11 protein-coding genes are annotated in these 13325 nt (G+C 46.0%); 4 read left to right on the plus strand and 7 right to left on the minus strand.

Going from position 1 to position 13325, the window contains the following annotated elements:
• Positions 1 to 11: 11 nt before the first annotated feature.
• Together hslU and hslV are read right to left on the minus strand one after the other, a co-directional pair.
• Entirely contained in the window at positions 12 to 1376 is a 1365-nt protein-coding gene (gene hslU / locus A3IK_RS0101900) for an ATP-dependent protease ATPase subunit HslU (RefSeq protein WP_020558268.1), read from the minus strand.
• Positions 1373 to 1912 carry an ATP-dependent protease subunit HslV gene (hslV, locus tag A3IK_RS0101905; protein ID WP_020558269.1) on the minus strand — a complete coding sequence of 180 codons (540 nt, stop codon included), beginning with the start codon at positions 1910 to 1912 and terminating at the stop codon, positions 1373 to 1375. The genes hslU and hslV overlap by 4 nt, the downstream gene beginning before the upstream one ends.
• A gap of 192 nt (positions 1913 to 2104) precedes the next feature.
• Between hslV and A3IK_RS0101910 the strand changes: the two genes are divergently transcribed.
• Both A3IK_RS0101910 and tsaC read left to right on the plus strand, forming a co-directional pair.
• The gene (locus tag A3IK_RS0101910) at positions 2105 to 4693 is read left to right on the plus strand and encodes a DNA topoisomerase I (protein ID WP_051081537.1); all 2589 of its coding nucleotides are present in this window, start codon (positions 2105 to 2107) and stop codon (positions 4691 to 4693) included.
• 2 nt (positions 4694 to 4695) lie between these two features.
• A complete protein-coding gene (gene tsaC, locus A3IK_RS0101915) occupies positions 4696 to 5259 on the plus strand; it encodes an L-threonylcarbamoyladenylate synthase type 1 TsaC (RefSeq protein WP_020558271.1) in 564 nt (187 codons plus the stop codon).
• Here the strand turns inward: tsaC and A3IK_RS0101920 are convergent.
• From A3IK_RS0101920 to A3IK_RS20015, 4 genes are all read right to left on the minus strand, one after another.
• Positions 5205 to 7283 (minus strand): transglutaminase TgpA family protein, encoded by a 2079-nt coding sequence (locus A3IK_RS0101920; protein WP_020558272.1) that lies wholly within the window; start codon positions 7281 to 7283, stop codon positions 5205 to 5207. The two genes, tsaC and A3IK_RS0101920, sit on opposite strands and share 55 nt — an antisense overlap.
• Positions 7276 to 8235: a DUF58 domain-containing protein gene (locus A3IK_RS0101925; RefSeq protein ID WP_020558273.1), complete on the minus strand. Its 960-nt coding sequence runs from the start codon at positions 8233 to 8235 to the stop codon at positions 7276 to 7278. Before A3IK_RS0101925 ends, A3IK_RS0101920 begins: the two co-directional genes overlap by 8 nt.
• Entirely contained in the window at positions 8225 to 9160 is a 936-nt protein-coding gene (locus A3IK_RS0101930) for an AAA family ATPase (protein ID WP_020558274.1), read from the minus strand. Before A3IK_RS0101930 ends, A3IK_RS0101925 begins: the two co-directional genes overlap by 11 nt.
• Positions 9161 to 9328: 168 nt before the next feature.
• On the minus strand, positions 9329 to 9925 hold the full coding sequence (locus A3IK_RS20015; protein ID WP_020558275.1) for an ankyrin repeat domain-containing protein: 597 nt from the start codon (positions 9923 to 9925) through the stop codon (positions 9329 to 9331).
• Between the two features lie 348 nt (positions 9926 to 10273).
• Here A3IK_RS20015 and A3IK_RS0101940 point away from each other — a divergent pair, with 348 nt between their 5' ends.
• On the plus strand, positions 10274 to 10630 hold the full coding sequence (locus A3IK_RS0101940; protein WP_020558276.1) for an FUN14 domain-containing protein: 357 nt from the start codon (positions 10274 to 10276) through the stop codon (positions 10628 to 10630).
• 57 nt (positions 10631 to 10687) lie between these two features.
• Here A3IK_RS0101940 and nadA read toward each other — a convergent pair whose 3' ends face one another.
• On the minus strand, positions 10688 to 11740 hold the full coding sequence (nadA, locus tag A3IK_RS0101945) for a quinolinate synthase NadA (protein WP_020558277.1): 1053 nt from the start codon (positions 11738 to 11740) through the stop codon (positions 10688 to 10690).
• A gap of 180 nt (positions 11741 to 11920) precedes the next feature.
• Here nadA and creD point away from each other — a divergent pair, with 180 nt between their 5' ends.
• Complete coding sequence (gene creD, locus A3IK_RS0101950; protein ID WP_020558278.1) at positions 11921 to 13321, plus strand: cell envelope integrity protein CreD; 1401 nt, start codon at positions 11921 to 11923, stop codon at positions 13319 to 13321.
• Positions 13322 to 13325 lie beyond the last annotated feature (4 nt).

Below are 13325 nucleotides of genomic sequence, written 5' to 3' on the forward strand. Positions count from 1 at the left end.
CTACCGTTCTTTTAGAGAATATAGCGACTCAAATCTTCGTCCTGAACCAACTCATCTAATGCTTTACCCACATCTTGCGCGGTCACTTCAAAGGTACTCGCACAATCCGGCGCATCAAAGAGCAGATTTTCTAATAAACGCTCCATCACTGTATGCAAGCGGCGTGCGCCAATATTCTCAGTACGCTCATTGACCTCAAAGGCAATTTCAGCAATACGACGAATCGCATCCGGTGTGAAACTTAAATCAACACCTTCTGTTTTAAGCAGACCGATATATTGCTCAGTTAATGAGGCGGCTGGCTCGGTTAAAATCTTTTCAAAATCATCCGCAGTCAAGGCATCCATCTCGACCCGAATCGGTAGGCGACCTTGTAATTCTGGAATTAAATCAGAGGGTTTTGCGACATGGAATGCACCAGAGGTAATAAATAAAATATGATCCGTTTTGATCATGCCGTATTTAGTATTAACCGTGCAGCCTTCAATTAAAGGCAATAAATCGCGTTGTACCCCTTCGCGTGAGACATCCGCACCCGTCGTTTTACCTTCGCCACGAGCAATCTTGTCAATCTCATCGAGGAAGACAATACCCGTCTGCTCGACTGCTTGTACGGCTCGTTGTTTGAGTTCTTCCTCATTGACTAGCTTATGTGCTTCTTCATCCGCTAAGACTTTCAGCGCGTCCTTAATACGCATTTTGCGCTTACGTTTACGCTGCGAGCCTAGATTCTGGAATAAGCCGCTGAGTTGGCTAGCCATATCTTCCATACCAGGAGGCGTCATAATCTCCACCGAGGCTCCTGCTACGGATACCTCTAGCTCAATTTCCTTATCGTTTAATTCGCCTTCGCGTAATTTTTTGCGGAATTTTTGCCGGGTAGCACTTTCTTCGGGGGCGGCGGCTTTGGGCGCGTCATCACCGAGGGAAAGCCACTCATTTGCCTGACTATCCTTGCGGGGTGGGGGCAATAAAATGTCTAAGATACGCTCTTCTGCAGCTTCTTCTGCACGATAACGTACCTTGGCGACTTCTTGTTCGCGTAGCATTTTGACTGCCACATCAGCAAGGTCACGAATAATGCTATCGACTTCCTTACCCACATAGCCAACTTCGGTAAACTTGGTGGCCTCGACTTTGATAAAAGGGGCATTCGCCAACCGTGCCAAGCGCCGTGCAATTTCCGTTTTACCTACACCTGTAGGGCCAATCATGAGGATATTTTTAGGAGTCACTTCATGGCGTAGGGTATTGTCGAGCTGTTGACGCCGCCAGCGATTCCGTAAGGCAATGGCAACGGAGCGCTTAGCTTTTTGTTGACCAATAACGTGTTTATCTAATTCCTGCACAATCTCGCGCGGAGTCATAGTGCTCATGGGCGGATTTCCTCAATGGTAATGTGATGATTGCTATAAATGCAGATATCCGCTGCAATGGTTAATCCCTTTTCGACAATTTCACGGGCGGATAAATCGGTGTTTTCTAATAAAGCACGCGCGGCGGATTGGGCAAACGGGCCACCAGAACCTATCGCAATTAAGCTATTTTCAGGCTCTATTACGTCCCCATTACCCGTGATAATCAGCGAAGTATCCTTATCCGCGACGGCTAATAGCGCTTCTAAACGGCGTAACATACGATCCGTGCGCCAATCTTTCGCTAAGGCCACCGCTGCACGAGTCAGATTACCATTGACACTTTGTAGTTTGGCTTCAAAGCGCTCGAATAGGGTAAACGCATCCGCAGTACCGCCTGCAAATCCGGCAATGACATTATTATTGTATAAACGGCGTACTTTACGCGCATTACCTTTCATGACGGTATTGCCCATGGTAACTTGCCCATCACCGCCAATGGCTACCAGACCATTGCGTCGTACACTTAGGATGGTTGTCCCTCTAAACTGTTCCAAGTCCTGCTCCAATCATTTGCATGGAAAACTGATTTATGGTGATAAAAGCTGTAAAAATCAAGTCCCCCCACGCAATTTGAGCGCTAAATCGGCATATTCCTAGTAATCAGGTCTTTACTTTTGCGCTCAATTCGGGTTTACAATGCGACTCCTTGAGTTATGAGACCGGCGTTAGCGCTGCAAATAGAGCAAATGAGCGAAAATTTAGTGATCGTTGAGTCACCTGCTAAGGGTAAGACTATCGAGAAATATCTTGGAAAAGGCTTCACGGTCTTAGCTTCCTACGGTCACGTCCGTGATTTAATCCCCAAAGAGGGGGCGGTTGATCCTGATCAACACTATGCCATGCGTTACGAGATTATTGATCGTAATCAAAAGCATGTGGATGCGATTATTAAGGCGCTCAAAAAGGCTCATACACTTTATCTAGCGACCGACCCTGATCGTGAGGGGGAGGCGATTTCATGGCATTTATACGAGATTCTCAAAGAGCGTGGGGTACTGGAAGGTAAGAACGTTCAGCGTGTTGTGTTTCATGAGATTACTAAAAAGGCGATTCAAGACGCGATTCAAAACCCGCGTGATTTAGCTATTCCTTTAGTGGATGCACAACAAGCCCGCCGTGCGTTAGATTATTTGGTGGGTTTTAACTTATCCCCTCTCTTATGGCGCAAAATAAAACCTAGCCTCTCGGCAGGACGGGTACAAAGCCCTGCTTTGCGTTTGATTGTTGAGCGTGAGGAAGAGATTGAACGCTTTGTAACCCAAGAATATTGGACTATCACCGCACAGTGCTCTCAAGATAAAACCGCATTCAGTGCTCGGCTCCATACTTTAAAAGATAAGCGTGTCGAGCAATTTGATATTACCACCGAGCAGCAAGCGGCTACGGTCAAAGCACACCTAGTAGCGGTAGCGAAGGGTGAGCTGCTGGTATCTCAGATTGAAAGAAAAGAACGTAAGCGTTATCCCGCTGCACCCTTTACCACTTCAACACTACAACAAGAAGCGGTGCGTAAACTGTATTTCTCTTCTCAACGTGCGATGCGTACCGCGCAACAACTGTATGAAGGGATTGATTTAGGTAAAGATGGCACAGTGGGTTTAATTACCTATATGCGGACGGACTCGGTTAATTTAGCCAATGAAGCGATTGCTGAATTACGTAGCCTCATTCAAACTCGTTACGGTAAGGATTATTTACCGGAAGCGCCTCGGCAGTACAAAACTAAATCCAAAAATGCTCAAGAGGCACATGAGGCTATACGCCCTACTTCAGCCTTACGTACACCAGAGCAAGTGAAGGCCTTTTTGACCGAGGACCAGTTTAAGCTATATGAGCTAATTTGGAAGCGAGCGGTGGCCTGTCAAATGATTCATGCCACGATTGATACCATGTCAGTCAATTTGAATGCTGAGCCGACCAGTTTCTTCCGTGCGACAGGCTCAGTCGTGCGTCATGCCGGTTTTTTGACAGTATATGAAGAAGGTTTGGATGATCAGGCTCAGGAAAAAGATAATCCACTGCCACCCTTAGTCGAAGGGCAGAAAGTGCCTCTGCATGACATTATTAATCAGCAACACTTTACTGAGCCTCCCCCACGCTATTCAGAGGCGTCTCTCGTGAAAGCGTTGGAAGAATATGGCATTGGGCGTCCCTCCACGTATGCCAGCATTATTTCGACCTTACAAGGCCGTGAGTATGTGGAATTATCCCAGCGCCGTTTTATCCCAACTGATATTGGGCGGGTGGTGAATCGCTTCCTCACTGAGCATTTTACGCAATATGTGGATTACAGTTTCACCGCTAACCTTGAAGATCAATTAGATGCCATTTCACGCGGTGAAGCAGCGTGGATTCCGGTCATGGATGAGTTTTGGAAGCCTTTCCATACGCTCGTCGATGAAAAAATGGAAACGGTTAACCGTAGCGATGTACTGAAACCACGTGAATTAGGGGTCGATCCACGCACAGGTAAGCCCGTAACGGCGCGGATTGGGCGTTTTGGCCCTATGGTACAAATTGGTAGCGCGGAGGATGAGGAAAAGCCGACGTTTGCTAGCCTACGTCCGGGGATGAAAATTGATACTTTAACGCTAGAAGAGGCGTTGGAGTTATTCCGTTTACCGCGTGAGCTAGGGGAAACCGCCGAGGGCGATAAGATCACAGTAGCTATTGGACGCTTTGGCCCCTATGTGAAATTTGCTAAAGACCAATTTGCTTCACTGAAAAAGGATGATGATCCCTACACTATTACATTAGAGCGGGCTTTAGTACTGATTGCGGAGAAAAAAGAATCCGATGCAGCCAAGCTAGTTAAAGACTTTGGTAAAGGCTTACAAATCGTCAAAGGTCGCTGGGGGCCTTTTGTAGTCAAGGGCAAAATCAAAGCACGGATTCCTAAGGATAAATTAGAAACGGTTGCGGAGATGACCGAGGAAGAGGCGCAAGCCCTAATTACAGCCGCCACACCGGAAAAGAAATCGCGCAAAAAAGCGGCTAGTACTGAAGAGAGCGCTTCAGCAGTTGCAGCTACAGAGGAACAACCGAAAACCACTCGTGCTAAAAAAGCAGAGTCGACTGAAGCAGAAGCAAAACCTAAAAAGGCTACTGCTAAGAAAGTAGCAAGTACTAAAAAAGCAGCCGATGCGGAAGCGAAACCTAAAAGTACTAGTACTAAAAAGGAAGCTACAACAGCAACCAAAGAGCCTTCTGCCAAAAAGACTAGTGCGACTAAAACAAGCCCTCTACCCGTCGACAATGATGAGGTTCCGTTTTAATAATGGCCGTATTGACTCCTTCCATTACTCAAGCGGTTCACGTCATTCAATCGGGTGGTGTACTCGCGTATCCAACTGAGGCAGTATTTGGCTTAGGCTGTGATCCCTCACGCCTAGATGCAGTCGAGCGTATTTTAAGTATTAAGCAGCGTCCCGTGCATAAAGGCTTGATTCTCATTGCCTCGGCTTTTGAGCAGCTCAATGATTATCTTGCTCCCTTGGATCAGGCTATGTTAGATCGAGTGCTACCCACTTGGCCTGATGCAATTACTTGGGTATTGCCGGCTAGACCGGAAGTATCCTATTTATTACGGGGTGAGCATGACACGATTGCGGTGCGAGTGAGTAAGCATCCTACTGTGAAAGCATTATGTGATACCTTAAATCATCCACTCGTCTCTACTAGTGCCAATATTGCAGGCGAAGAGCCGTTTCGTTCGGCTCAAGCCCTAAATGATCAATTAGGTGCATATTTAGATTTAGTACTAGATCAACCCCTCGGTGGGCGCACTCAACCCTCGGAAATTCGAGATGGTTTAAGTGGTGCGATTTTACGCCCTAGTTGAGTGATGGGAGCTTTTTTTAATTGCTTTAGTAGCCGTTTGAGCTGTTGAGTGGTGTCCGCTTTATTCGCCATAGGGTTATAGCATAAGGATTCAAAATGCTGGGCGAATTGCTGTAGTAGTTTGCCTAAATCAGCTTGTTTACTACTCACCTGTTGAGCAAAATCACCTACCGTTTGAGCAGGTTCGCGTTTAAAGCCTTTTTTAGCCAGTATTTGATCTAATTCATGCATCAACGATTGCTCTAAGGTGAGCCTAGGTTTACGCCACAAGCCCAACCAGATACCCCATAGCACTCCCAGCGCAACAAAGACACTCAGTATGACTAGGGTCAGTGTGGTGATGGAAAAATCCCCCAACCATTTACGTAATACATTGGCCTGAGTATCATGGTCATAGCCTACTACCCAGCGCTGCCATTGATATTGTAGCGCGTCTAATTGCTGAGACAGGCTACTTAGCCAAGGTAGATTATTCTGCACAGCTCGAAAAGATTGACGTAATAAACCCTCTTCTTGGGCTAAAAAAGCATCCGAACCCTCAGTCACTCGTGAAGGGGCTACGGCGGTAGTGGGGTCATACTCGACCCAGCCAGTTTCAGGTTGCCAAACTTCAACCCATGCATGAGCATCATATTGATATACCGCTAAATAATTACCTTGCTCATTCCACTTACCCCCCTGATAGCCCACCACAACGCGAGCCGGAATCCCCACCGCCCGCATTAAAAAGACAAAGCTACCGGCATAGTGGGAGCAAAAGCCTTTACGCGAATCGAATAGAAAGGCATCAATAGTATTTTGATCCCCTAGTAAAGGAGGCGATAAGGTATAGTAAAATTCTTGAGTTCTAAAATGATGTAAAATTAACTTAATATAACGTTCCACATTTTGCCCACTTTCACGCCACCAGCGCTGGGCTAGCTCATGGGTACGTGGATCAGAACCTTGAGGTAATTGAGAGGCTAGGTGGCGCATGGTGTGAGTCAGTTTGGTATCGCGGATAGTTTGTGGATAACTACTGGCTTTAATCAGTGCAGGGGATTGCGTAATGGTGTTCGCCATCACACGATAATCCGCCGCTCGTATCACATCCCCCTCTACATTGAGCGTAGGGGTTAAGGTAAATAACCACGGTTGTCCACTAGGTACATACAGTGCCTCATACTCAATCGGATCACCGCGTAACTCAAAATTTTTATTAAACAGCGCATACTCACCTTTGACCTGATTCTTGAAGTTAATAAAATCATAGTCTTCTGGTAATTGCTGCCAGGTTTTACCATCAAAATAATTGAGCGTTAAGCCGCGCCAATAGAGTTGTGCTTGCGGGGGGCGGGTATTTTTAAAGGTGGCGCGAAAGGCCAGTTCCGTTGAGCGAGTTAAATCGGCAATATCCCCCGGCGTCATGCGCTCTGAAATACCCGTTTTGGTTTGTCCGGGCATCATGGGCAATGACCACAAGGGCGGCAGACGGGGGGCGAGGAAGAATATAATCAGCATTAAAGGTATCGCTTGCAACACCATTAAGGTGGCTAGTTTTAAATGGGAGCGTACGGTCTCAAAGGGATTTAAGACCGTGACAGCAGGCTGAATACCAATTAGTGCGCCAGTGAGTATGGTCATGCCTAATAGACCATAGGCTCCGGCTAGTATTTCTTGGGTATAGAGGAAATGTAGGGCAACTAATAGGTAGCCTAGAAAAATGACAATCACCCCATCCCGTAGTTGCACGACCTCCAGTGATTTAAAGGCAAAACCTAAAAGTAATACCGCTAACATCAGGTCTAGTGAGGGGAAGGGTAAGCCACTCAAGACCAGTCCCCCAACCCCCATCGCCACTAATAGGGTCTTCACCAGTGCATTCGGCTGAGCTGAATAGCCCTTAAGTACCCGTAAACGCCAAATCACAGAGGCCACCATAATGGGGATTAACCACCACGGTAAATAGAGTGTAAAGGGCAGCATCACCACAAATTGAGCCGCCAAAAGCCAAAGCATACCGCTATAAGTAATGGTTTTATTCATAGGGCAACCCATACAGAGCCAAAGCCTTTAAGCATTGCTCATAATGAACCTCTCCGCTTGCTGGCTCGATAGTTTTACCCGGAATTTTTAAACCAAAGACAGCCTGCGTAGCATTCAACTCTAAAACCTGAGCACAGAGCACACTTAAACGTTGTTCAGTACGTGGAGTAGGCACTTGATTCCAATCTAACCACAGCGCTTCGCTGGCATAATCCACAAATGATTTGGTATAGAGCTGTCCGGTTTGTGCATACTTTGCCCAATGGATACGTTGTATAGGGTCGCCGGTTTTATAAGCGCGTAGCTCATTAAAATCACTCCCTCCAGCAGTCAATATTTTACCGCTATTATCAGTATTACCTTGATGAGCCAGTGCCGAGTCTTGTTGCAGTGGTTCTGGGTAGACCAACCCTTTTAAATCGGGTGTAAAATAAGACCAAGCTAAGGCTAATCCGGTAGGATAGGTGGTGCTGATTTTAATACGGGGTGGCTCAAAATAGCCGCGTTTAGTAGCCAGATGCGACAATTGAATCCGTACACTCTGGCAACTAGCCAATTCAACTAAGACGTGATCTTGCTTAGACCAATCCAGTACGATATTCCAATGCGCTCTAGTAGGCATACGGCTAAGCTCTAGTTCTAAGACCGCATGACTGCCTGCAAAACAAGGCTCTATCCGCAGCGCTTTAATAGTGACTCCCGCTAAATTACGGTAAGTATATAAAATATTTAAAATAAATAAGGCCAATAGCCAAAAACACACTACATACACTAATGAGTTTTGGAAATTTATGCCTAAAATCATTAATAAACCTAATACTACCAAGAGCGCCAAACCAGACCCACTCGGAATAATAAAAATGCTACGTTGTGCCAATGTTCGTTGATTTTTAGCGGGTAGGCGCTGATCTAGCCAGTGTTGCCAGCGCTGCTCCCAAGGATTAAGCCGCACGATTAACTCCCACTACATCGACTTGGGAGAGTAATAAACGCGCTAAAGCCTCGCCTTGCTCATGACGCCCGACTAAACGATGGCCTGCTACAGCGACAAATACCGCTTGTACATCTTCTGGTAAGACAAAGCCCCGCCCTTGTAAGAGTGCCCAACTTTGCGCAGCACGTACTAAAGCCAAGGCTCCACGCGGTGATAGTCCTACTTGGCAACGTTCATGCTCACGGGTACAAGCAATTAAGCGCTGAATATAATCCAGCAAGGCATCGGTCATTTTGATTTGAGGGACTAGATGCTGTAAGGCTTTCAACTCAGCAGGGCTGAGTACAGGTTTTAGCTGCAAGAGAAGTTGTCGACCATTTCGTCCTTGAAGCATGGCACGCTCCACTGCAGGATCGGGATAACCTAGTGAAATACGCAATAAAAAGCGATCGAGCTGTGATTCTGGCAAATGAAAGGTTCCCGATTGTGATTGGGGATTTTGGGTGGCAATCACAAAAAATGGCTTGGGTAAGGGATAGCTCTTACCATCCATACTAATTTGCTTTTCCTCCATGGCTTCTAAGAGCGCACTCTGGGCTTTGGGCGTGGTGCGGTTGAGTTCGTCAGCTAGGAGGACTTGGGTAAATAATGGCCCCCGATGGAATTGAAAAGTAGTGGTTTTGGGATCAAAGATGGAGGCACCAATGAGGTCAGCGGGTAATAGATCACTAGTGAATTGTACCCGCTTATATTCCAAACCACAGACCTGAGCCAAGGCATGAGCCAAGGTGGTCTTACCCATTCCCGGTAAATCCTCTAATAGTAAATGCCCCTCGGCTAATAAACATGTTAGTGCCAAGCGTACCGTATGTGCTTTGCCCAGAATCACTTGATTTAAGGCATTCAGTGCAGCATTTAATAAGGGGGATGTAGTGGCTGTCATACACGACCTATTTGCAATAGATAATCGCAGCTAGGTTAGCGAATTAGCAGGTCGCTTGGCTAAAAATCGCGATGGTTGGACTATACACACATCAAAAAGTAGGAATAAACACGCTGCTACCAACCCCATCGCAAATAATTTATTGAAACTAGGTGGTGTAAAACTAGGCTAACGTCCTCCAGAACGAGCTAAAACGTGTGATACATTGGGCTTATTAGCAATCTCGGCTAAGGCCATTGGTGTTTTACCATCAGAGTTCCAAGAGTTAACTTGTGCCCCATTACGAATTAAGAGTGACACAATTTGTGGATGACCAAAGCGTGCCGCATTATGCAGAGGTGTCCAGTTTTTTACCGTGCGAGCATTAGTATTAGCCCCTTCACGCAATAAAATTTGTATCGCTCCCACCTGTCCATGAGCCGCAGCTGCATGTAATGGAGTTTCACCATAATTATTACGAAAGTTAGGATTCGCGCCTTGCTCAAGCACATTCTCCATTAAATTCAAATTCCCTAACTCAGAGGCTCGAAACAAAATAGCATTGAGTTCGTTGACTGGGCGTTGAGCAGCGGGACGTTGTGGAGCTGGAGGTCTAGGTGCTGGGCGATGTGCTTGCGGACGTGCCTGCGGACGTGCTTGTGGGTAACGGTTGGGTGCAGTATTAGCACTGACGCTATCCACCAGTAAGGTGAGTGCGAAAATGGTAACTAATGCAGTGCCTGCAAACCTTATCCACTGGAATGGATGAGTACTTTTACTATTCATGCTATGTATGTCCTCCGTGAGCATTCATTTGTTAGTGTTAGGTATAGAAAATGCTTCTATAACCCTCTACTTTAAGAATAGTGCAGATCTCACTAAGCGTCTGAAAAACAGCATGTATTGAATAATATTAATGCAGCGTTCAGCTTAAAATAGGCCTACTAAGCCCATTCGGGGTGGGTATTAGTTAATCAAGACAGAGGTTGAGCTGCTTAAAATAAACCCTAAAATGACTAAGTCTACCGTGATAAAGACAGACTGTTTAGCTAAAGAACTCAGCTCTTGTTATGCTATATAATGCAATAATCGACTCACTATCCATGCTAATAATTAATGAACTAGGGCTACGTTATGACGCCAACGAATACCACTCCATCAAATCCAGCCACACTAGAAGACTATTTAACGACTGACTTTTTGTTAGGTAATGTCGGGGCACCCTTTCTGATCGGACTAGCGGTGGGCTATTTTGCTAAAAAAATGTTTAAAACAGCACTCTTTATTGGGGGCGGGATTATTGTTGGATTATTCGTCACCGAATACTACGGATTCACTAAAATCAGTGATGCGAGCTTACAAGATGCGGCGAGTACAGCGGGACAAATGGCAAAAACCTTTGGCGACTTTTTAATGGAGCGCCTATCGCATATTAGTAGTAAAGGGGTGAGTGCTGGTGTTGGTTTTCTAGCAGGTTTACGCTGGGGCTAAGCACTACTCAAGCACACTGCTGCTAAAGGCAGTGTGCTTACCTATCATGATGACAGCTTAGCGTCCGTTTTTCCGTTCCCGTGCAAAATCGAGCATACGTTGAGTCGAACGTAGGGCTTTCACACGAATGTCTTCCTCGATATGAATTTCATTATTACCTTTTTCTAATACCTGTAGCAGATTGTGCAGGCCATTCATCGCCATCCATGGGCAATGCGCACAGCTTTTACAGGTTGCCCCTTCGCCTGCTGTCGGCGCGGCAATAAACTCTTTATCAGGGGCGGCTTTTTGCATTTTATAGAAAATGCCTTGATCGGTGGCCACAATAAAACGCTTATTGGGTAGGGTTTGAGCGGCTTTAATAATTTGGGTGGTAGAGCCTACTACATCGGCGAGTTTGACCACCTCTTCGGGGGATTCGGGATGGACTAGAATGGCTGCATCGGGATATTTTTCAATTAACTCACCCAAGGCACGAAATTTAAACTCATCATGCACAATACAAGAGCCTTGCCAACGGACCATCTCTACACCTGTAACACGCGCAATGTAGTTACCCAAATGACGATCTGGTGCCCATAGTACCTTTTTGCCCTCATCGCCTAACCAACTCACTAACTCCACCGCAATACTAGAAGTCACCACATAATCCGCGCGGGCTTTCACGGCTGCACTGGTATTGGAATAGACCACTACGGTATGGTCGGGATATTGATCACAAAACTGATAAAAATCCTCAGCAGGACAACCTAAGTCTAAAGAGCACTCGGCCTCTAGTGTAGGCATTAATACGCGCTTTTCTGGATTAAGAATTTTAGCGGTCTCACCCATAAAGCGTACCCCTGCAACAATCAGCGTTTTAGCGGGGTGTTCATTACCAAAGCGTGCCATATCTAGCGAGTCTGATACATAACCGCCGGTTTCTTCGGCTAATTGCTGAATATCGGCATCGACATAGTAATGCGCCACAATCACCGCATCTTGTTCTTTAAGTTTTTGGGCAATTTTAGCTTTAACCGCTTGTTTTTGCTCAGGAGTATAATGGGGCTGTAGTGCCTCAATCTGCGCTGTAACGGGAGTATAAAATTGAGGAATAGTGGGCTTGGACATCGCGGAGCCTCCTTGTTTTGGGTGAGTTTAATCAAGCTATGGGATGAGTAGGTACTTTAGCGTATGCACAAGTTCTGCATGTAAAACACCAAGAATCTACATATTTTTCAACCGAGTTTTGCATAAGTGTACGTCAAACTACAGTACATCCGTTAAAGCGTCATTATCAGGACTCTAACTATGAAAAACTACCGCTTTGCTATCAAGTTACTACTCATCGGTTTTATTATGTTTTTGCTGTTTATTCCCCAAGCCATGCTCATGGGGTTAATCAGTGAGCGAGCCGGTTGGCGTCAGTCAGCCTATGACAGTATCCAACAAAGTTGGCCTGGCTCACAAACCTTTGCAGGGCCTATTCTGTCGATTCCCTATCAAATCACGCATGTCGTGACCGAAACCATTAAGGATAAAGAGGGGGTTGAGCGCGAGGTCAGTAAGCGTGTCACCGAAACCGATGTGTTGCGTATCATTCCCAAAACGTTACAAGTGAATAGTAATTTGACTAGTGAATTACGCTATCGGGGTATTTATGAGGTGCCGGTGTATAGCAATCAAGTACAAATCACAGGAGCGTTTAGCTTTGAGGCGGTACAAGAGTTAGCTCAAACCTATAAAGATTATGACTTACAGCTTGGTGCGGGTGAGGTAGCGGTACTGGTTTCGGATCAACGCGGGATTAATTCGCCCTCTGATTTTATGTGGGATAAGACCGCTTATGCTTTTAAACCTGGCAATAATTTGCCCGGTACCTCGGCCGGTATGCATACTAAATTACCTGTTTTAAACCTAGCAGCGCTACCTGGCTCTACCACCTTTAGCTTTAAACTAGAGCTACGTGGCATGGCTAGTATGAATTATGCCCTATTAGCGGAGGCGAGTGAGGTCAAGCTTAGTTCTAATTGGCCGCATCCTAAATTTACCGGAGAGCTATTGCCAGAAACACGCACGATTACCGAGCAAGGCTTTCAAGCGCAATGGAAAGCTACTTCGTTTTCTTACAATGTGACACAAAGTCTCGGCGAGTGTGCCCAAGGGCAATGTGGTGGTTTATTAAGTCGGGCGGTGGGGTTTGATCTACTGCAACCCGTGGACGTGTATCAACAAGCCGAGCGTAGTGTAAAGTATGCCGTGCTTTTCATTGTACTGACCTTTGTGGCCTTGGTCTTGTTTGAGCTATTAAAGCACTTACGTATCCATCCTATTCAATACATTTTAGTGGGTTTAGCCCTCATTATGTTCTACTTACTGCTGATTTCGCTCTCAGAGCACTTTGAATTTTTAAAGGCTTATGTCGTGGCGGCGGTAGCGAGTGTGGGTTTGCTGACGCTGTATTTCGGAGCGATTTTAAAGAGTACACGCCTCGGTTTAATTCTAGGAGCGAGTCTGGCTGTTTTGTATGGTGTGCTATATGGCATTTTGCAGGCCGAAGACAATGCCTTATTACTAGGTAGTTTACTGTTATTCGTTATGTTAGCGGCTCTTATGCTCAGTACCCGCCACTTTGACTGGTATGCACTGGCAGCTAGTATGTCAGAGCCTAAAACAAGTATGCCTGCTACCTCTCATACCAAAGCGGAATAAGACT

It is taken from the genome of Thiofilum flexile DSM 14609, assembly GCF_000380185.1.
Taxonomy (GTDB): domain Bacteria; phylum Pseudomonadota; class Gammaproteobacteria; order Thiotrichales; family Thiotrichaceae; genus Thiofilum; species Thiofilum flexile.

Coding starts and splice junctions, on each gene's coding strand:
- hslU (WP_020558268.1), bottom strand. CDS start 1,376: ATGAGCACTATGACTCCGCGCGAGATTGTGCAGGAATTAGATAAACAC.
- A3IK_RS0101910 (WP_051081537.1), top strand. CDS start 2,105: ATGAGCGAAAATTTAGTGATCGTTGAGTCACCTGCTAAGGGTAAGACT.
- tsaC (WP_020558271.1), top strand. CDS start 4,696: ATGGCCGTATTGACTCCTTCCATTACTCAAGCGGTTCACGTCATTCAA.
- A3IK_RS0101920 (WP_020558272.1), bottom strand. CDS start 7,283: ATGAATAAAACCATTACTTATAGCGGTATGCTTTGGCTTTTGGCGGCT.
- A3IK_RS0101930 (WP_020558274.1), bottom strand. CDS start 9,160: ATGACAGCCACTACATCCCCCTTATTAAATGCTGCACTGAATGCCTTA.
- A3IK_RS20015 (WP_020558275.1), bottom strand. CDS start 9,925: ATGAATAGTAAAAGTACTCATCCATTCCAGTGGATAAGGTTTGCAGGC.
- A3IK_RS0101940 (WP_020558276.1), top strand. CDS start 10,274: ATGACGCCAACGAATACCACTCCATCAAATCCAGCCACACTAGAAGAC.
- nadA (WP_020558277.1), bottom strand. CDS start 11,740: ATGTCCAAGCCCACTATTCCTCAATTTTATACTCCCGTTACAGCGCAG.
- creD (WP_020558278.1), top strand. CDS start 11,921: ATGAAAAACTACCGCTTTGCTATCAAGTTACTACTCATCGGTTTTATT.